Here is an 18,366-nt window from a genome sequence, read left to right on the forward strand (position 1 = left end):
GATTTCGGGACGACTTCGGATTGTAGACCCTTCGCGTCAGCGCGGCCTGTTGAGCTTACAGTGTCTGACCTTCCCTGGCAGGCTCCGATGACAAAAGCCGAGCGCCTCATGACGGTTGTGTCCACGACGAAAGATCGAAAGGTCAGTGCTCGCACCTTGAAGGATACTGGGCGTTTGTCCGATCACTTCGCGCGCGGTCCATCCCGTCATCTGTTCAAAAGCGGGGTTAGCATAGACGATGATCGGGCCAGGCCGTTCCAGATCAGAATGCTTTCTGATGCTGCTTCAAGTACTGCGATGGATCGACTCCGCTACCATCAAGTGCCATCTGTGGTCTCCCAACCGACCCTGAAGAGCCCTGCCAGCGTGATTTAACGTTCGCCGACCCCTATCTCGACCTTTGGGCATATCCAGCAAGACAGCTTGTGATAATAGGGGATTATTCAGGACAGTTCTGGTGCCGGGCAGATCACAAAGGTGATTCCACTCGCGTGCGAAGAAGATCGGGAGCCGGCTGAAATATTCGCCGCTCAGCCGTGGGACCAAGCCTAGTCAGCTAACGGTGCGGTCAGGCCTCCTCTGGGACGTTCAGCCCGACAGGAACATCCTGCGACGCAAGACCAGGTTTATAACCCATCTGTGCTTTTCAGGTGTTGCAGTGCGGCCCGCATCAGCCGATCCAGGCCGAGATCGTGCCGGTCCTCCATCTGCAACATCGCAGCCAGATGGGTGCGGGCACGGTTGACTCGGCTCTTGAGCGTGCCAACCGCCACACCGCACAGAGCCGCCGCGTTCTCGTAGGTCTTGCCCTGCTCGGTCACCAGGAGGAGAGCGGCGCGCTGCCCGGATGGTAACCGGATCAGCGCCGCCTGAAGGTCATCCAGCATCAGCTTGGACTCCTGCTCAGGCTGAACCATCAGGCGCCGGGCAAAGCCACCCTCCGGGTCTTCGATCTCCCGCCGGCGCTTACGGAGTTCGGAATAGAAGCTGTTGCGCAGGATCGTGAACAGCCACGCCTCCAGGTTGGTCCCAGGCTGGAAGCGGTCGAGGCCCGCCCACGCCCGTAGCAGGGTATCCTGCACAAGATCGTCACTCCGGACCGGATCGCGTGTCAGATGCAAGGCAAAGTTCCGCAGGTGCGGCAGACAGGCCGAGAGCTGGTTCCGCATGAACTGCGAGCGGCGCCGTGCGCGGATCTCCTGCACGAGGGCAAGGTGCTGTGCGTGGGAATGGGAATAGATATGTTGGAGCCGCAGACGCTTGTGATGGGCAGAGCGGCTGCGATCTGTTTCTTGGAAAGCGGGACGTCTGTGTTGGTGAACGGCTTGGGTCATGGCCGTGCTCCACCTGAGCGACAGCTTCACTATACACCCAAGGTTGGCCGTGAGCGAGACAAATCCGGTCCAGGGTCTCCGCCCCTAAGCCGCAAGGGCTTCGTCCCAGTGGTAGAGAACAAAGAAAGCCGCTGGGGCTGCCGGGTCGGGGCTGCGTTCCGCGTTGACCAGCCGCCGGGCGGCCTTGACCTCCTCCAGGCGCGAGGGCTCGCTTTCCGGCATGCCCTCGGTGTTGGCGAGATCAAGCAGATACTCGTCCCACGCCCAGCGCTGCAAGATCTCGCGCTTGCAGTCGATCGTCAGCCGTGGATGGCGCACGACATCATGAGGCGAGGCGAAGACGGACGCCGGGTTGACGAACGCCCAGTCGAGATCCGGCAGGAAGGGAGCCTCACGGCGGCTGACGCGGGCACGCAGCCAGGACGCCCATGGCACGACGCCAGGAGGGTTTGTGCCGGCTGCCCACTCGCGAGTTACTGGACGCGACTGGCTAATGGGGTGCTTGGAACTGCCCTCCCCTGCTCGCTTAGATCAATGGCGTTCCCGGGTCAGGAATGGCGGTGGTGATTGGGACTGTCTGGTCCTGATCGTCTGCTGCTCCATTGCACTCCTCCAGATCCAAGTCGATCAATGACGGATTGGGAAGTCAGCTGGCCGGCCATGGTCCAATCGACAGGCGCAGGCCAAGGCTCATCGTGAACAGAAGCGCCGCCTCGTCCCAGACGTTCAGGTGCGATGTCAGCGGCTGATCCCCGCGTAGGGCCGCCAGGCTGATCGAGGCAATCCCGGCCAGGAACAGCAAACCGGTGAACGCGAACGGGATCAGGTGTACCGGCGCGAGAGCGGCGAAGCACAGGCAGAACGCCAGCGCCATGCAGCAGCGTTCCAGCGCTTCCCGGTTGATCTCCCGTGGCCTACGGCGGCCCTGATGAGGGTCGAGCCAATCCGGCAGGCGTGGCCAGCCTCGCGGATTGAACGTGGCCATGGCACCCTCCCGGCTTAGTGGAGGGTGCCGCCATCAAGTGCCCGCAGGGCGTCGAGGATGTCGTCCAGCGCCACAAGAGCCCCGGTCCCGGGCAGCCTGCGCCAGTTCGGCAGGTTCTCCACGGCACAGGCATCCGAGATCCAGGACGCGAGAATGGCCCGCTTCGCGCCAACCCCCAAGCCACGGTGCATCAGAACCTCCTGTAGATCCCTGAAGGGAAGGGTCTGTGCCTCGGGCGCCGTACCGCCATTGAGAGCTTCCCGTGGCGGGAGCGATGCTGCCGGATCACGAGCAGGTTGTCGGTCGAGGGTCACTAGGTCCATGGTGTCCTTCCTCCATCGAGCAAAGGGTGGGCCCGGGCCGCTAACCAGCCAGCCCGGGCCCGGCTCTCATGCCGCTAATGCTTGGTTTCGTCGCCCGCACGGTTGATCGGGATGCGCTTCACCCCCGGCGGGCTCCCGGCCGCCTTGGGCAGGGTGACGGTGAGAACGCCGTTCCTGAAGCTGGCGTCGATCTTGTCCTCCTCCACATCCCAGGCCAGCGGGATGCGGCGCTCGAAAAGGCCGTAGTGCCGCTCGCTGAACGCGCGCTCCTTGTCCTCGATCTCGGACTTCTTCTCGCCCCGGATGGTGAGGACGCCGTCGCCCATCAGGACCTCCACGTCCTCGTCCTCGAGGCCCGGCAGTTCCGCCGAGATGCGGACATCCTTGTCGTTGTCGACGACTTCCACCTGCGGCCATCCCGTCATCCGGCTCATGCCGCCGAGCGGCGCCATGTCGAAGCCGCGGAACACGTCGTCGAAGAGCCGGTTCATCTCGCGATGCAGGGTCATGAAGGGATCGCTGTCCTCGCGGTAGCGGCTCGGGGTCGTCTGCTGGTTGCGACCCCAGGGAATGAGATCGCGCATGGTCATGGTGGCATCCTCCTTTCGCTCAGGCGTTGCGGCAGCGCCGGTGCTGAACCGGCGCTGCGTTCTGGCATGGGCTCCGTTACGCAGCCTTGCCGTGCTCGATCTGCTGCGGCTGCCGTCCGGCCGGTGTCGTCCCGGTGCCGGCATTGATCTCGATCCTGCGCGGTTTGAGCGCTTCGGGCACTTCGCGCTTCAGATCGACCGTGAGCAGACCGTTCTCGAGGCTCGCCTGCGTGACCTTCACATGGTCGGCGAGGTTGAAGGTCTGCTTGAAGGCGCGGGTCGCGATGCCGCGATGGAGATATTGCCGGCCTTCTTCGGAGCCCTTCTTTTGACCCGCCACCAGGAGCTGGCTCTCCTTCTGGGTGAGTTCGATCTCATCCGGAGCGAAGCCCGCGATGGCCATCGTGATCACATACTGGTCTTCGCCCACCTTCTCGATGTTGTAGGGCGGCCAGTTGGTCAGGGGCTCGATCTGGGCGGATTGATCGAGCATGTCGAACAGGCGGTCGAAGCCGACCGTCGAACGGTACAGGGGGGAGAAGTCGAAAGCTGTTCTCATCACCATATCCTCCAATGAGCAACATGGACGTGAGAGCGCCGGACACCGGCCGGCGCCCGTCATGCCAAGCCTTTGAAAGGCCTCGGCGATATTGATGGTAGGAAGGGCTTTTCCGAATTTCAAGAGGGCCTGGAATGCCCGAACGGCATCGCTCGCGACGTCCCCTGAAACCCGCTGGCCATCGGGGCCGCTTCCCCTTAGCATCGGGTCGCTTCGACCAAGGACAGACCACCATGCTCCGCATTCTCTCCCTTGCCGTCCTGACCGCCTTCGCCACCCCGTCCCCGGCGGCGGACACCTCCCGCGACGGGACGATCATCGCCCAGCAGCAGCAGGCTCCGCAGCAGACCCCGAAGCGCGATTGCGAGCGGAAACGCGACGAAGGGGTGAGCTCCTAGTGCCTCGTGCGGACCCGGCGGGCCACGCCAGTGACCCGAAGGGCCGCGCCAGCGAAAACCGGGTCCACTTTTCGCTGACGCGGCCCTCTGGGTCCGTCCGATGCTTTAGAGCGGTGATTCCGTCAGCGGTTCGCCGCCCGCGGCGGCGGGCAGGAGATCACGTCCCTGGCCGTGGGGTTTCCGGCGGCGCAGCGCCGCGTTGAGCTCGGCTCCGAAAATGAAGATCGCCGCCGAGATCTGAAGGAAGATCAGCGCGGTCAGGATGCCCGCCAGGCCCGCATAGGTGGCCTTCAGATGGGTCATGGTGGCGAGAAACTCGCCGTAGAGGCTCGCCCCGGCGAGCCACAGGACCAGGGTGGCCGCAACGCCCGGCACCACGTCCCGGGAATGGGGGCGGATGTCGGGCAGCCAGAGATGGGTGGCGGAAAGGCCCGCCACCAGGATGATCGACGCCAGTCCGTAGCGCACCACGTCGTAGGTCGGGCCGAGCCCCCTGAGATCCGGCATGTAGGACAAGGCCCACCGCCAGATCGACGGCCACAGCACGACCAGAACCGAAGAGGCGACGAGCGCGCCCGCGCCGATGAGGATGAACCCGACCCCGATGAGGCGCGCCTGCCACCACGGCCGGAACCGCTCGACCCCGTAGGCCCGGCACAGGGCGACCCGCAGGCTCTCGACCCCGTTGGTGGCGACGAGCAGGGTCAGGACGATGCTGACCGTCAGGACGTTCCGGCGCGGGATCAGAACCTTGTCGGCCTCGCGGGCCAGGGGGCCGGCGACCCCTTCGGGCCAGAAATCGAAGAGCAGGTGGACGATGTGGGTCGAGATCCGCCCGGCCCCGAGAAAGGCCGCCAGCGCGGCGACGCAGATCAGGAACGGGAACAGGGCAATGACCAGGGAGAGCGCCACGTGGCTCGCCATGGCCAAGCCGTCGTTGCGCGCAAAGCGCGATCCCGCATCGGCCGTGACGGCGAAGGCGGATCGGGCACGGGATGGAAGGTGGATCGGTCGCATCGTCGGCCTGGGGATCGTGGATCGGCGGATCGGGCGGACGAGACTGCGCGATCACGTCCCTTGATGCGGGTCCGGGCAGGGCATGGCAAGCCCCATGGTGTCTCACCGGTTCGGGCCGAGGATGTCTACGCGACGCGGCTGCGGGCCTCGTTCGCGAGGCGGATGAGCATGGGACGGACCTCGTGGGGGCCCGTCAGGGGCCTTGGGAAGGACAGGCGCAGGATCTCGTCGCCGAGGGCCATCTGGAGTCCCTCGGGGTCGACCCCGATCAGCTGCCAGGCCCCCTCGCGGGCGCCGCAGAGCTGTGTGGCGTAGAGCGCGACCGCATCGCCGTGCTCGGCGTTCATGTGCGCGACAGCCTCGGCTTCGAAGTCGTAGAAATCGAAGAACTCGGCCATGTCGGTGAGGAGATCCTCGGCCGTCATGCGGTAGGCCCGGCCGAAGCCGCCGTTGAGGCTGCCGGACGCGACCTTCAGGCGCCAGAAGCTGAAATCCGGGAAGTCGACGTAGAGTTCGGCCTTCGGATGCTGCAGCAGATAGCGGCGGCGGATGCTTTTCGCCTCGTCGGTCTCCCGGTCGAGACGCTCGGCACTGGCCTGCAGGGTCAGGCGCGGATGCGCCAGCGGGTCGCCTTTGCCGATGGACGACAGGAGCAGGGAGCACCGGGGATCGGCCTCCATCAGCCTCGTGTGCAGCGACAGCTGCGAGGTGAGGATGACGGGCGCGCCGTCGAGATCCGTTCCCACCTGGACGAGGCTGGCGAACGGCATGCCGCTGTCGGGATCGTTGGTGGCGAGCGCGCCGGAGCGAGCGGTGCGCATGAGCTTCTTGGCGAGAGCGCGAGCCTCGTCGTCGACGGGCAGAATCGGATCCTTCGCCATTCCGCATCCTCCTGGACTCACCGTTGCGTTCATACCCTAGCGCGTCGGAACCAAAAGTGAACACCAGGCCCGGTTCGGAGGCTCCGCTTCTGAGGCGCCAGACCGATCACGGAAGGATGGCGCCGCTTGCCACGTCCAACGCAGCTTTGGGCCGAGCACGGACCGCGGTGAGCCGGGTCCGAGGGTTGGCGAACCGGAAACACAGCACGTCGGAAGACGGCGTTCCATGCCCGGGAGAAGAGGAACGGTCGGCATGAGGCCGGCCGCGACGGAGAACGAGCCGTTCCAAGTCAGTCCCCTGAAATTGGCGGAACCGAACATCATACCAAGGGCTGAGAGCAGGATGATTGACTTTCCAAAACGTTTTGGAAATCTAGTCGGAAGCCCAAGGAGACCTGAGCCCCGTGTCCAACCTGAAGCTTCTCGCGCAATCGCTCGGCCTGTCGATCACGACGGTGTCGCGAGCCCTCGACGGCTATGCCGACGTGGCGCCGGCGACCCGCGAGCGCGTTCAGGCAGCCGCGCGGGCGATGAACTACCGTCCGAACCCCGCCGCCCGCAGCCTGCGGCGGCGCAAGGCCGAAGCGGTGGCCGTGACCCTGCCGACGGAGCCGGGCCGGTTCGGCCCTCCGATCTTCCTCAACATGCTGGCGGCCTGCGGGCAGCGGCTCGCCGAGGAGGGCCTCGACCTGATGCTGCTGCCGACCGCCGGCCGCGCCGGCGAGATGGACACCTACCGGCGGGTGCTCGACGGCCGGCGCGCGGACGCGGTGATCGTGGTGCGCACGCGGCTCGAGGACGAACGCGTGGCCTTCCTGACGGAGCGCGGCATCCCGTTCGTGACCCATGGCCGCACGGCCCGGCCCGACGAGCATGCCTTCATCGACGGCGACGGCGAGGCAGGGTTTGGGGACGCCGCCCGCGCGCTCGCCGCCCTGGGCCATCGGCGGATCGCCCATATCGCGGCCCCGCAGGACCTGACCTTCGCGCATCTGCGCCGGCAGGGCTGGCTGGCGGCCCTCGCCGACATGGGCTCCCCGGACCGGCTCGAATACACCGCCCCGCCGACGGAGGCCGGGGGCTACGAGGCCGCGCAATGGCTGCTCCGGCAGAGCGCGCCGCCCACGGCCCTCCTGTGCGCCACCGACAGCATGGCGATCGGCGCCCTGAGCGCCCTCAAGGAGCGCGGGCTCGCGGCCGGGCGCGAGATCGCCGTGATCGGGCACGACAATCTGCCCTCCGCGGCCTTCACCGATCCACCGCTCTCGAGCATGGAGATCGCCGCGCCCGACGTGGGCCGGCAGCTGGCCGAGATGCTGCTCGCGCGGCTCGGAGGGCGCGAGGCCCGCGAGCTGCAGACCATTCTGCCGGTTCGGCAGGTTCCGAGGGCCACCCACGGACCGGCGAACTGAGTTTGATGCCCTCGATCTTCCGGGCCCGGATCGAGCGGCACTGACAAGGGACCGATGGAGGAAGGACATGACGCATCCGGTATCGCTTCGCGCCATTGCCGCCGCGGCCGCCCTGTTCGGAGGGCTGACCGTCGCGCAGGCGCAGGAAACCATCTTTTACTCGACCCAGCTTCGTCCCATCGAGGAGGCGACCAAAGTCCGCGAGGTCCTGCTCAAGGGCATTCCCGGCAAGGTCACCTACGTGGTCGACGAGCCGCCGGCCTTCGCGGTGCGCATGAAAGCCGAGACGCAGGCCGGCAAGCGCACGGCGAGCGTCGTCGGGGCGCTGCACGGCGAGTTGCAGCCGCACGTGCCGGCCGATCTCCAGCCCGTCGACGACGTCGCCGCGAAGCTGACCGACCGCGGCATTCCGGCGAGCCTGATGGATCTCGGCAAGCTCGGCACGGGCCAGCAGCAATACATCCCGTGGATGCAGGCCACCTACGTCATGGTGGCCAACAAGCAGGCGCTGCAATACCTGCCGGCGGGCGCGGACGTGAACAGCCTCACCTATGCGCAGCTGCAGCAATGGGGCAAGACCATCGTCGAGAAGACCGGCCAGCGCCGCCTCGGCTTCCCGGCCGGCCCGACGGGCCTGCTGCCGCGCTTCTTCCAGGGCTATTTCTACCCGTCCTTCACGGGCGGCGTGGTCACCACCTTCAAGTCGGCCGAGGCCGAGGCCGGATGGAACGCCCTGAAGGACCTGTGGGCGGTGTCGAACCCCAATTCCACCAACTACAACTTCATGCAGGAGCCGCTGCTCTCCGGCGAGGTGTGGATCGCCTGGGATCACATCGCGCGCGTGAAGGAAGCCCTCACCCTGCAGCCCGACCAGTTCGTCGCCTTCCCGGCGCCGGCCGGCCCGAAGGGACGCGGCTACATGCCGGTGATCGCCGGCCTCGCCATCCCGAAGGACGCGCCGAACCGGGCCGGCGCCGTGGCGGTGATCGAGCACCTGACCAAGCCGCAGACCCAGCTGGCGACGGCCGCCGAAGTCGGTTTCTTCCCGGTCGTGAAGGCGGAACTGCCGGCGGATCTCGCGCCGGGCATCAAGGCGCTCGCCGGTGCGGTCGCGGCGACGCAGAACGCCAAGGATGCGCTCGTGTCGCTCCTGCCCGTCGGCCTCGGCGCCAAGGGCGGCGAGTTCAACAAGGTCTACATGGATTCGTTCCAGCGCATCGTGCTGCGCAACGAGCCGGTCAAGGACGTGCTCGACGCTCAGGCGAAAGTGCTCGACACGCTCATGAAGGAGACCGGCGCACCCTGCTGGGCCCCGGACAAGCCGAGCCAGGGCGCCTGCGCGGTCCAGTAACCCGATCGACCGAGCCCGGCGGAGCACGCTTCGCCGGGACCCTTCTTCTGCCCCGTGGAGCGGCTTCATGCCTGCACGCCCTTCCTGGATCCCCTATGCGCTGATCGCGCCCTCAGTCGTCTTTCTCGCGGCGCTGTTTCTGGTGCCGCTCGTGCAGACGATCTGGCTGTCGGTCTCCGCCGGCGACGGCCTGTCGCTGGAGAACTACCGGCGCATGGCCGGCGACCTGAACTTCGCCCTCGCGGTCAAGAACACCTTCCTGCTCACCCTCGTGGTCGTGCCGCTCCAGGTGGTTCTGGCGCTCGGCATGGCCACCATGGTGACGAAGCTCGACAAGGGCCGCGACCTGGTCCTGTGGATGCTCACGATTCCACTCGGTATCTCGGACCTCGCGGCGGGCCTTGCCTGGCTCGCCCTGCTCCAGAACACCGGCTACCTGAACTCCGCGCTCTACGCGCTCGGCCTGATCCAGGGGCCGACCGGGTGGCTGTCGCAGGAGACGCCGGTCGCCCTGTTCTTCGCCATCGTGCTGGCCGAGCTCTGGCGCGCCACCGCGATCGTGCTGGTGATCCTGATCGCCGGCCTGCAGCTGATCCCGAAGGAATTCGCGGAAGCGGCCGAGATCTTCGGCGCCAAGCCCTGGACGCGCTTCACCCGGATCACCCTGCCGCTCCTGAAGCCCAGCCTGCAATCGGCCCTGATCCTGCGCACGGTGCTCGCCTTCGAGGTCTTCGCCGTCGTCTACGCGCTCGGCGGGCGCAATTTCCCGGTTCTCGCCGGCGAGGCCTATGTCTGGCAGAACGACAACCAGAATTACGGCGTCGCGGCGGCGTACGCGGTGCTGATCATGGCGATCTCGCTTGCCGCGACCGCCGTCTATCTGCGCGTTTTGAGAACGCGTCCGGAGCAGCTCCCATGACAGCCAGCGCGGTTGCAACGAAACCCGCCGCGACGAACCGCGGCATGGCCCTTCCCTCGGCCCGGCGCCTGCTGCTTTGGACCGGCCTCGCGGTGCTCATCGCCTGGGTGCTGGTGCCGATCTATCTCGTGGCGCTCGGCGCCTTCGGAGGGCGGCTCGGCGTGTTCCGCTGGCCGAAATCGATCTGGCCCTCGGACCTGTCCTTCGCGGCCATGAGCCAGTTCCTCGCCATCGAGGGCGTGTTCAACGCCCTCGTCAACTCGCTCATCGCGGCCGGCCTGACGGTCGTGTTCTCCATCGCGCTCGGCGCGCCTGCCGGCTATGCGCTGGCGCGCTACAGCTTCCGCGGGCAGAACGCCTATCGGCTTCTCGTTCTCCTCACCCGCGCCTTCCCGCTCGCCATCCTGGCGCTGCCGCTCACCGTGTCGTTCATCCGCCTCGGGCTCTACGACACGCCCTTCGGCGTGTCGCTGATTCACACGGTGCTGGCCCTGCCCTTCGCGGCCCTCGTCACGCAGAGCCTGTTCATGGGCATCCCGCGCGAATACGAGGAGGCCGCCTGGGTGTTCGGCTGCACGCGCTTCCAGGCCTTCGTCAAGGTGATCCTGCCGCTCGCCCTGCCGGGCCTCGCCGCCACCGCGATCTTCGCCTTCGTGATCTCGTGGAACGAGGTGTTCGCGGCCTCGATCCTCACCGTGCGCGAGCGGACGCTCACCGCCTATCTGCTGCGGATCCTCGCCGAGAGCCCGCTTCACTACCGCTTCGCCGGCGGCTTCATCCTCATCATCCCCTCCGTGCTCTTCATCTTCGCCGTGAGACGATACCTCTTCGCGGTGTGGGGCATTGCGAGCAAGTAACGGATCCCATCATGGCAGACATCGTCATCGACCGCGTCGTCAAGGAATTCGGCTCCTTCCGCGCCCTGCAGGAGGTCTCGCTCACCGTCAACGACGGCGAGTTCGTGGCGCTCCTCGGCCCCTCGGGCTGCGGCAAGACCACGTTGCTCCGCATCATCGCCGGCCTCGAGACCCAGACCTCCGGCCGCGTCGTCATCGGAGGCCAGGACGTGAGCCATCTCAGCCCCCGCAAGCGCGGGCTCGCGATGGTGTTCCAGAACTATGCGGTCTTCCCGCACATGACCGTGTTCGAGAACGTCGCCTTCGGGCTGCGCATGCAGAAGGCCGCGGCGGCGGACGTCAAGCGCAAGGTCGAACGCGCCGCGGCCCTGCTCCACATCGAGAGCTATCTCGACCGCTATCCGGCCAAACTCTCGGGCGGCCAGCGCCAGCGCGTGGCCGTGGCCCGGGCGCTCGCCGTCGAGCCCGCCGTGCTGCTCATGGACGAGCCGCTCTCCAATCTCGACGCGCTCCTGCGCCTCGAGATGCGCACGGAATTGAAGGCGGTCCTGCGCGAGGCCGGCACCACGACGATCTACGTGACGCACGACCAGACCGAGGCCATGGGCCTCGCCGACCGCATCGCCGTGATGTACGGCGGCATGATCGACCAGATCGGCTCGCCGCTCGAGATCTATGCCACGCCCGCCACCCGCTTCGTCGGCGGCTTCATCGGCTCGCCGCCCATGAACTTCATCAAGGTCCGATGCAGCCAGGGCACGGCGCGGATCGGCGATGCCGCCCTGCCCTGCCCGGCCACGGCCGAGAGCCTGGAGCTGGGCCTGCGCGGCGAGGATGCAAGCCTGAGCGCCGACGGCTCCGGCCTTCCCTTCGACGTGCGCGTGGTGGAGCCGATGGGCTCGCACCTGCTCCTGACCGGCGCCATCGACGGCCAGCTCGCCCGCATCGTCGCGCCGCCGACGGCCGAAGTGACCGCCGGCGAGCGCGTGGGCCTCACCGTCGATCCGGCCCGGGTGACCTGGATCGACAGCACCACCGGACGCGCCCTCGCCCGGGCCTGACTTTTGAACAAGGACATTTGAGATGAATACGCTTCCCAAGGAAGAGGCGGCGCGCGCCATTCTCGCGCGCAACGATCGCGGCGGCTACACGGTGCCGACCGACCGGCTCTATCCGTTCCAGTGGAACTGGGACTCCGCTTTCGTCGCCATGGGCTTCGCGGTCTTCGACGTGGACCGGGCCTATCGCGAGCTGGAGCGTCTCGTCGAAGGCCAGTGGGACGACGGCATGATCCCGCACATCGTGTTCCATGCGCCGAGCGACACCTATTTCCCCGGTCCAGACGTGTGGGGCACGCGGCACCGCGTCCCGACCTCGGGCATCACGCAGCCGCCGGTCTTCGGCATGGCCCTGCGCCATGTGCACGAGGCCGCTCTCGCGGGCGGCACGGCCGGCGCGGCGCGGCGCACGAAGGCGCTGTTCCAGGCCGCCCTGCGCTCGCACCGCTGGTGGCTCGCCGCGCGCGACCCGGACGGCCTCGGCCTCGTGTCGATCCTGCATCCCTGGGAGAGCGGCAGCGACAACTCGCCGGCCTGGGACATGGCGCTGGCGCGCGTGCCGACCACCACCACGACCGCGATCCGCCGCAAGGACACGGGCCATGTGGACGCCTCCATGCGGCCGCGCGACGAGGACTACCAGCGCTTCATCCACCTGGTCGACACATACCGCGCGTGCGGCTGGGACCCGGCCCGGCAATGGTCGGCCGCTCCCTTCAAGGTGGCGGACGTCCAGATGACCGCCATCCTGGCGCGGGCGACCGCCGACCTGATGCATCTCGCCGAGAGCCTTGGAACGGCCGAGGAGAAGGCGGAACTGGCGCGCATGCATGCCCGGCTGCGCGAGGGCCTTGCCCGTCGCTGGCGCCCGGCGCTTTCGCGCTTCGTCAACCTCGACCTGGTCTCGGGGCAGGACATCGACACGCCCACGCAGGCTGCCTTCATCCCGCTCGTGGCCCTGGAGCTCGACGAGGCTCAGCAGGAGGCCGTCACGGCGGAGATCAAGCGCTGGCTCGACGGCATGGTGGTCGGGGTCCCCTCGACGCCGGCCTTCTCGCCCGCCTTCGAGCCCAAGCGCTACTGGCGCGGCCCGGTCTGGGCCGTGGTCAACTGGCTCATCTGCGACGGACTGCGCCTGAACGGGGCCGAGGATCTCGCGCGACGGATCGAGCGGACAACCGTCCGGGCGATCGAGAGCGCCGGCTTCTGCGAGTATTTCGACCCGACGACCGGCGAGGGCCTGGGCGGCGACACCTTCTCGTGGACGGCGGCGGCCTACATGGTGCTCGGCCGGCGCCGCTGAGCCCAGAGACGCGGCGGCACTGCAAAGGCCGCGGGTCGTCCGACGACCCGCGGCTTTCGTGCGCATGGGGGCCGGGACGCAATCCTGCAGAGGCGCGGCATGCGGCTGCCTCATTCGACGATGCGTCGACATTTCCGTCACTTACGGGAGCGCCGCTCGGCCAATAGCATAATATGGCTATAAAATGCAGAATTGGTTTGCATTTATAAATCGGTTTATGCAATTACTCGCTCATGTCCCGCAACCCGACATCGAGCCCCTTCCTGACAAGCGTTGCCGTCAACGGACGGCGACATCGGATCATCGGCCTGCCGGATGCCGCGTCTGGCCGGCTCGAACGGCTGCCGCACATCCTGCGGATCCTGCTGGAGAACGTGCTGCGCAACGCGGACGAGGACGCTCCGCGGGCCAGGGACGCGATCCTGTCCTGGCTCCGGGCCGGACGCAGCGAGGCGGAGATTCCGTTCCTGCCCGGCCGGGTGATGATGCACGACACCACCTGCGGCCCCGCCCTCGTGGATATCGCCGGCATGCGCGCATCCCTCGCCGAGGCCGGGCACGATCCCGGCCGGCTCAATCCCGTGCTGCCCGTCGACGTGTCGACCGACCATTCGCTCGGCGTCGACGTGTTCGGCTCGCCCGATGCGCCCCGGCGCAACATGGAGCGCGAATACGGGCGCAACGCCGAGCGCTACCGCTTCATGAAATGGGCCACGCGCGCGCTCACCGGCTTCCGCGTCCATCCGCCCGGCACCGGCATCATGCACACGCTCAATCTCGAACGTCTGGCGAGCGTTGTCGCCCCGTCGGAGCGCGACGGCGTGTCCTGGGCCGCGCCGGACACCCTGATCGGAACCGACAGCCACACGCCGATGATCAACGGCATCGGCGTGCTCGGCTGGGGCGTCGGCGGACTTGAGGCCGAGAGCGTGGTCTTCGGCATGCCGGTGATGATCCGCGTGCCGGACATCGTCGGCGTGCGCCTCACCGGACGGCCGCGCCAGGGCGTGCTTGCCACCGATCTGGCTCTGACCGTGACCGAGCGGCTCCGGCGCGTCGGTCTGGCGGACCGTTTCGTCGAGTTCTTCGGGCCGGGCGTGTCGACGCTGTCCGCCGGCGACCGCGCGGTCATCGCCAACATGACCCCGGAATTCGGCGCCAATTCCGGCTTCTTCCCCATCGACGATCAGGTTCTGCGCTACCTGCGCGAGACGGGACGCTCCGCCGACCATGTGCGCCTTGTCGAGGCCTATGCCCGGCGACAGGGATTGTGGTTCGATCCCGACGCGTCTCCCCGCTTCACCGACGTGGTCGAGATCGATCTCGACGCGGTCGAGGTCAGCCTCGCCGGCCCGCGCCGCCCGCAGGACCGCATTCCGGCCGGAACGACGGTCGCGGCCCTGGCGCCGATGCTCGCGGACAAGCCCTCGGCCGTGCGACGCGAGCAGCCCGGCCACGGCGCCGTGGCCATCGCGGCGATCACGAGCTGCACCAACACGTCCGATCCGCGTCTTCTCGTCGCCGCCGGCCTCGTCGCCCGCAAGGCGCGTCGCTTCGGCCTCACGCCGCCAGCCTGGGTGAAGACCTCGCTGGCGCCGGGCTCGCCCGCCGCCGAGCGCTATCTGCGCCGGGCCGGGCTGCTGGAGGATCTGGAGGCGATCGGCTTTAGCATCGTCGGCTATGGCTGCACCACCTGCATCGGCAATTCCGGGCCACTGCCCGCCGCCATCGAGCAGGCCATGACGGAGCGCGGCATCGTTCCCGTGGCGGTCCTGTCCGGCAACCGCAACTTCCCGGGCCGGGTGCACCCGCAGCTCGAGGCCGGCTTCCTGGCCTCGCCGCCGCTCGTCGTCGCCTTTGCGCTCGCGGGCGACGTCGACCGCAATATCCTGACCGACCCCATCGGCCGTTCCGCGTCCGGCGCGACCATCGGGCTCGCCGATCTCTGGCCGACCGGTGACGAGATCGACGCGGCCTTGGCTGCGGCCATCGACCCCCGTGACTACGGCCCCGCCTACGAGGCCGCCGAGGCGAGCGACACGTGGCGGGTGCTCGATGCGCCGGCCACGCCCCTGTTCCCGTGGAACGCGGGCTCGACCTATATCCGCCGCCCGCCTTTCGCCGGCTTCGGCACGGGCACGCGGCTGGGCGCCTACGCGGCCCATCCGCTGCTCGTGCTCGGCGACGACATCACCACCGACCACATCTCTCCGGCCGGTCAGATCCCGCAGACGGGAGAGGCCGCGGAATATCTCGTCGCGGGCGGCGAGAACCGCCGCGACCTGAACGTCTTCGCCTCGCGCCGCGGCAACTGGGAGGCCATGGTGCGCGGCCTGTTCACCAACCGGAACGTGCGCAATCTGCTCGATGAGCAGATCGCTCCGGGCTTCACGATCCACGCGGGATCCGGCGAGCACCTGCCGCTCTACCGGGCGGCCGAGCGCTATGCCCACGAGGGTGCCTCCGTCGTGGTGGTGGCCGGCGAGCGCTACGGCATGGGCTCGTCCCGCGATTGGGCCGCGAAGGGCGTGGCGCTGCTCGGCGCCCGCGCGGTGCTGGCCTCGAGCTTCGAGCGCATCCACCGGTCGAACCTGATCGGCATGGGAGTCCTGCCCCTGCGGCTTCCGGAGGACCGGCATCCGGACGCCCTCCATCTGCGCGCGGGCGACCGGATCCTGATCGAGGCCGATCCCGCGATGCTCAGCCCGCGCGGCTCCGTGCCGGTCACGATCCGGCGCGCGTCGGGCGAGAGCGAAACCTTCGCCGCCACAGCCGCCATCGAGACGGGTCTCGAGGTCGAGATCCTGCGCGGCGGCGGCATCATCCCGCTCATCCTGCAGCGGGTCGTCGACGCGGAGGCCACAAGCCGCGGGACGCCCGCCCCCGACTTCACCGGAACCGGTGAAAACACCCGGCGAGAGATTTCGCCGAACCCCGGACGCTGAGCGGCAACGCCGTTTCGCGATCACCCCTCACGCAACCTTAAAGGGAGGAACTCGTGAGCCACTACACCAAGACGGTCCGCGGCGTTGCATTCGCCGCCCTGGCGCTCGTCGCGTCATCGGCCTTCGCCCAGCAGGAACTCAAGATCATGGCCCCGGCCGGACCCGGTGGCGGCTGGGACTCGGCCGCGCGCTCGATCCAGCAGGTGCTCACCCAGACGGGCCTTGCCAAGAGCGTTCAGGTCACCAACGTGACCGGGGCCGGCGGCACCATCGGGCTCGCGCAGTTCGTCAACAACGCCAAGGGCGATCCGACCCAGCTCATGGTCAACGGCATCACCATGATCGGGGCGATCCTGAGCAACAAGGCGCCGGTGAACCTGGACCAGGTCACGCCCATCGCGCGCCTCATCGGCGATCCGCTGGTGATCGTGGTGCCGGCGAGCTCGCCGATCACGTCGGTCAAGGAGCTGGCCGAGGCCGTGAAGGCGGATCCGGCCAAGGTGACCTGGGCGGGCGGATCGGCCGGCGGCGCGGACCATATCCTGGCGGCCCTGTTCACCAAGGCGGCCGGCTCCGAGCCGTCGAAGGTCAACTACATCGCCTTCTCGGGCGGCGGCGAGGCGCTGGCCGCCATGCTCGACGGGCGCGTGACGGCCGGCGTGTCCGGCTACGGCGAGTTCGAGAGCCAGATCAAGGCCGGCAAGCTGCGGGCGCCCGCGCTCTCGTCCGGCAAGCGGCTCGCCGCCGCCGACGTTCCCACCCTGAAGGAGCAGGGCATGGACGTGGAGGTCGTGAACTGGCGCGCCGTCATGGCGCCTCCTGCCATCACGGCCGACCAGAGGAAGGCTCATGCGGAGACCATCGACAAGCTCGTCAAGTCGAAGGAATGGGCCGAAATCCTGAAAGCTCGCGGCTGGGAGGATTTCTATCTGGCGGGCGCGCCGTTCGAGGCCTTCCTGAAGGACGAGCAGGCACGGGTCGGCGACGTGCTGAAGTCGATCGGTCTCGTGAAGTCGTAAGACAGAGACCAGGGGAGCCCTGCAGGGCTCCCCTTCCCGGCCGGGGATCGCCCTTCGGCGCACGACGAAGCGATGATGAGAGTACCGTGACCGCGACACTTCGGGTAAACGAGGGTCGAACCATCGAAACGAGTGCGTCCGAGGATGTGGTCATGAGGGCAGCCGATGAGCGCGCGGTCAACGGAAAGCGCGAATTGACCGAGGGGCTCGCCGCGCAGATCCTCGGCCATATCCGGGACGGCGGACTGGCCGTCGGGACGCATCTCACGGCGCAGGGGCTGGCGGAGCGGTTCAACGTCTCCCGCTTTCCCGTCGGCCAGGCCCTGCAGCTGCTGGCCGCCAAGGGTGTCCTCGTCCACGAACGCAACCGCGGCTATTTCGTCTCGAGCGCCAAGGATGCATCGCCGGAGACCCTTGGCCTGGCGCCCAGGGAGGAGGCCTCTCACGTCTATTTCAGGATCGCCGAGGATCATCTTCACGGCCGCCTGCCCGACCCGGTGTCCGAGGCCTATCTCAAGGACGCCTATGGGGCCACGAAGGCGCAGCTGAACGCGGTCTTGAGCTGGATCGCCCAGGAAGGCTGGGCCGAGCGCCGCCCCGGCTACGGCTGGTCCTTCTCGCCGATGCTGACCACGCCGGAGAGCCTGGAGCAGACCTACCGCGTCCGCCTCGCCCTCGAACCCGCCGCGCTGCTCGAGCCGGGCTACCGTCTCGATCCCGAGATCGCAGCCCGCTGCCGCGAGGCGGAGCTGCGGCTTCTCGCCGGCGCCATCGAGACCGACACGGCGGACGCCCTGCACGAGCGTGGCGTGCGGTTCCACGAGGCGATCATCGGAGCCTGCGGCAATCCGTTCTTCCTGGAGGCCGTGCGCCGCATCAACCGCGTCCGCCGCCTGCTCTCCTACCGGTCGATGATCGACCGCAAGCGCTATCGCCGGCAATGCGAGGAGCACCTCGAGATTCTCGACCTCCTGGAGCGCGGCCGGAACGCCGACGCCGCGCAGGCGCTCCGGCGCCACCTGGAGCACACGATCGAAAACCTTCAGGAGATCAGGCCGATCCTGGAACGGTGAACTGGAGTGGAATGATGTGTTCGAAGGAAACGGGCAACCTGCCGGCCCGTCGAACTTGATGATCCTGGAGTGCTTTGCGGATCGAACCCTCGAGAGAGGGATGGTGCCCAGGAGAGGATTGTACCTTAAATACCCTAAAACAAGCAAAATCAATGACTTAGACTGCCTCTGATTTGCTCATGTGTACCACCAACATGTACTCACGTCGAGCCTGCGTAACACATGACGTGGGCTCGCTCGAACATACTCCTACTCCTTGATTATACGGCGTATTCACTCCTGAGCCGATGGTGTGAGCAGGCGTTTTGCACCTCCTGATGGGAGGAGAAGCGACGCTGACGG

The 18,366-nt window shown here is 67.6% G+C and carries 19 protein-coding genes; 10 read left to right on the top strand and 9 right to left on the bottom strand.

Features of this window, described 5'->3' with window-relative positions; all coding sequences use genetic code 11:
- Positions 1–36: 36 nt before the first annotated feature.
- From NF876_RS33025 to NF876_RS33055, 7 genes are all read right to left on the bottom strand, one after another.
- The gene (locus NF876_RS33025; protein ID WP_315975099.1) at positions 37–279 is read right to left on the bottom strand and encodes a PAS domain-containing protein; all 243 of its coding nucleotides are present in this window, start codon (positions 277–279) and stop codon (positions 37–39) included.
- A gap of 347 nt (positions 280–626) precedes the next feature.
- The gene (locus NF876_RS33030) at positions 627–1,334 is read right to left on the bottom strand and encodes a sigma-70 family RNA polymerase sigma factor (RefSeq protein WP_262272384.1); all 708 of its coding nucleotides are present in this window, start codon (positions 1,332–1,334) and stop codon (positions 627–629) included.
- Between the two features lie 84 nt (positions 1,335–1,418).
- Positions 1,419–1,769 carry a hypothetical protein gene (locus NF876_RS33035; RefSeq protein ID WP_262272385.1) on the bottom strand — a complete coding sequence of 117 codons (351 nt, stop codon included), beginning with the start codon at positions 1,767–1,769 and terminating at the stop codon, positions 1,419–1,421.
- Positions 1,770–1,980: 211 nt separating this feature from the next.
- Entirely contained in the window at positions 1,981–2,319 is a 339-nt protein-coding gene (locus tag NF876_RS33040) for a hypothetical protein (protein WP_262272386.1), read from the bottom strand.
- A 14-nt stretch (positions 2,320–2,333) separates the two neighbouring features.
- Positions 2,334–2,510, bottom strand: a complete 177-nt coding sequence (locus NF876_RS33045) for a hypothetical protein (protein ID WP_262272387.1) — start codon at positions 2,508–2,510, stop codon at positions 2,334–2,336.
- 206 nt (positions 2,511–2,716) lie between these two features.
- The gene (locus NF876_RS33050; protein ID WP_262272388.1) at positions 2,717–3,232 is read right to left on the bottom strand and encodes an Hsp20/alpha crystallin family protein; all 516 of its coding nucleotides are present in this window, start codon (positions 3,230–3,232) and stop codon (positions 2,717–2,719) included.
- A 76-nt stretch (positions 3,233–3,308) separates the two neighbouring features.
- On the bottom strand, positions 3,309–3,791 hold the full coding sequence (locus tag NF876_RS33055) for an Hsp20 family protein (protein ID WP_262272389.1): 483 nt from the start codon (positions 3,789–3,791) through the stop codon (positions 3,309–3,311).
- Between the two features lie 233 nt (positions 3,792–4,024).
- Here NF876_RS33055 and NF876_RS33060 point away from each other — a divergent pair, with 233 nt between their 5' ends.
- Positions 4,025–4,189, top strand: a complete 165-nt coding sequence (locus tag NF876_RS33060) for a hypothetical protein (RefSeq protein ID WP_262272390.1) — start codon at positions 4,025–4,027, stop codon at positions 4,187–4,189.
- Between the two features lie 105 nt (positions 4,190–4,294).
- On the opposite strand, the gene NF876_RS33065 is transcribed toward NF876_RS33060, so the two are convergent.
- On the bottom strand, positions 4,295–5,206 hold the full coding sequence (locus tag NF876_RS33065; protein WP_262272391.1) for a YihY/virulence factor BrkB family protein: 912 nt from the start codon (positions 5,204–5,206) through the stop codon (positions 4,295–4,297).
- Positions 5,207–5,331: 125 nt separating this feature from the next.
- Complete coding sequence (locus tag NF876_RS33070) at positions 5,332–6,087, bottom strand: HugZ family pyridoxamine 5'-phosphate oxidase (RefSeq protein ID WP_262272392.1); 756 nt, start codon at positions 6,085–6,087, stop codon at positions 5,332–5,334.
- Between the two features lie 404 nt (positions 6,088–6,491).
- Here NF876_RS33070 and NF876_RS33075 point away from each other — a divergent pair, with 404 nt between their 5' ends.
- The 9 genes from NF876_RS33075 (at position 6,492) to NF876_RS33115 (ending at position 18,024) form a co-directional block, all read left to right on the top strand.
- Positions 6,492–7,499: a LacI family DNA-binding transcriptional regulator gene (locus NF876_RS33075; protein WP_262272393.1), complete on the top strand. Its 1,008-nt coding sequence runs from the start codon at positions 6,492–6,494 to the stop codon at positions 7,497–7,499.
- Positions 7,500–7,566: 67 nt separating this feature from the next.
- Positions 7,567–8,850, top strand: a complete 1,284-nt coding sequence (locus tag NF876_RS33080) for an ABC transporter substrate-binding protein (RefSeq protein ID WP_262272394.1) — start codon at positions 7,567–7,569, stop codon at positions 8,848–8,850.
- A gap of 67 nt (positions 8,851–8,917) precedes the next feature.
- A complete protein-coding gene (locus NF876_RS33085) occupies positions 8,918–9,769 on the top strand; it encodes a carbohydrate ABC transporter permease (RefSeq protein WP_262272395.1) in 852 nt (283 codons plus the stop codon).
- 44 nt (positions 9,770–9,813) lie between these two features.
- On the top strand, positions 9,814–10,626 hold the full coding sequence (locus NF876_RS33090) for a carbohydrate ABC transporter permease (protein WP_373371354.1): 813 nt from the start codon (positions 9,814–9,816) through the stop codon (positions 10,624–10,626).
- 11 nt (positions 10,627–10,637) lie between these two features.
- Positions 10,638–11,687 carry an ABC transporter ATP-binding protein gene (locus NF876_RS33095; RefSeq protein ID WP_262272397.1) on the top strand — a complete coding sequence of 350 codons (1,050 nt, stop codon included), beginning with the start codon at positions 10,638–10,640 and terminating at the stop codon, positions 11,685–11,687.
- Positions 11,688–11,709: 22 nt separating this feature from the next.
- Positions 11,710–12,987: an MGH1-like glycoside hydrolase domain-containing protein gene (locus NF876_RS33100; RefSeq protein WP_262272398.1), complete on the top strand. Its 1,278-nt coding sequence runs from the start codon at positions 11,710–11,712 to the stop codon at positions 12,985–12,987.
- 233 nt (positions 12,988–13,220) lie between these two features.
- Positions 13,221–15,932 (top strand): aconitate hydratase AcnA, encoded by a 2,712-nt coding sequence (acnA, locus tag NF876_RS33105; protein WP_262272399.1) that lies wholly within the window; start codon positions 13,221–13,223, stop codon positions 15,930–15,932.
- Positions 15,933–15,985: 53 nt separating this feature from the next.
- Positions 15,986–16,951 carry a Bug family tripartite tricarboxylate transporter substrate binding protein gene (locus tag NF876_RS33110; protein WP_262272400.1) on the top strand — a complete coding sequence of 322 codons (966 nt, stop codon included), beginning with the start codon at positions 15,986–15,988 and terminating at the stop codon, positions 16,949–16,951.
- Between the two features lie 152 nt (positions 16,952–17,103).
- Positions 17,104–18,024 (top strand): GntR family transcriptional regulator, encoded by a 921-nt coding sequence (locus tag NF876_RS33115; RefSeq protein WP_262272401.1) that lies wholly within the window; start codon positions 17,104–17,106, stop codon positions 18,022–18,024.
- Positions 18,025–18,366 lie beyond the last annotated feature (342 nt).

The organism is Microvirga yunnanensis (genome assembly GCF_025460875.1).

Excerpts from the sequence above, each read along its gene's own strand:
- NF876_RS33030 (WP_262272384.1), bottom strand. The coding sequence starts at position 1,334 with ATGACCCAAGCCGTTCACCAACACAGACGTCCCGCTTTCCAAGAAACA.
- NF876_RS33040 (WP_262272386.1), bottom strand. The coding sequence starts at position 2,319 with ATGGCCACGTTCAATCCGCGAGGCTGGCCACGCCTGCCGGATTGGCTC.
- NF876_RS33045 (WP_262272387.1), bottom strand. The coding sequence starts at position 2,510 with ATGCACCGTGGCTTGGGGGTTGGCGCGAAGCGGGCCATTCTCGCGTCC.
- NF876_RS33050 (WP_262272388.1), bottom strand. The coding sequence starts at position 3,232 with ATGACCATGCGCGATCTCATTCCCTGGGGTCGCAACCAGCAGACGACC.
- NF876_RS33055 (WP_262272389.1), bottom strand. The coding sequence starts at position 3,791 with ATGAGAACAGCTTTCGACTTCTCCCCCCTGTACCGTTCGACGGTCGGC.
- NF876_RS33060 (WP_262272390.1), top strand. The coding sequence starts at position 4,025 with ATGCTCCGCATTCTCTCCCTTGCCGTCCTGACCGCCTTCGCCACCCCG.
- NF876_RS33065 (WP_262272391.1), bottom strand. The coding sequence starts at position 5,206 with ATGCGACCGATCCACCTTCCATCCCGTGCCCGATCCGCCTTCGCCGTC.
- NF876_RS33070 (WP_262272392.1), bottom strand. The coding sequence starts at position 6,087 with ATGGCGAAGGATCCGATTCTGCCCGTCGACGACGAGGCTCGCGCTCTC.
- NF876_RS33080 (WP_262272394.1), top strand. The coding sequence starts at position 7,567 with ATGACGCATCCGGTATCGCTTCGCGCCATTGCCGCCGCGGCCGCCCTG.
- NF876_RS33085 (WP_262272395.1), top strand. The coding sequence starts at position 8,918 with ATGCCTGCACGCCCTTCCTGGATCCCCTATGCGCTGATCGCGCCCTCA.
- NF876_RS33090 (WP_373371354.1), top strand. The coding sequence starts at position 9,814 with ATGGCCCTTCCCTCGGCCCGGCGCCTGCTGCTTTGGACCGGCCTCGCG.
- NF876_RS33095 (WP_262272397.1), top strand. The coding sequence starts at position 10,638 with ATGGCAGACATCGTCATCGACCGCGTCGTCAAGGAATTCGGCTCCTTC.
- NF876_RS33100 (WP_262272398.1), top strand. The coding sequence starts at position 11,710 with ATGAATACGCTTCCCAAGGAAGAGGCGGCGCGCGCCATTCTCGCGCGC.
- acnA (WP_262272399.1), top strand. The coding sequence starts at position 13,221 with ATGTCCCGCAACCCGACATCGAGCCCCTTCCTGACAAGCGTTGCCGTC.
- NF876_RS33115 (WP_262272401.1), top strand. The coding sequence starts at position 17,104 with ATGAGGGCAGCCGATGAGCGCGCGGTCAACGGAAAGCGCGAATTGACC.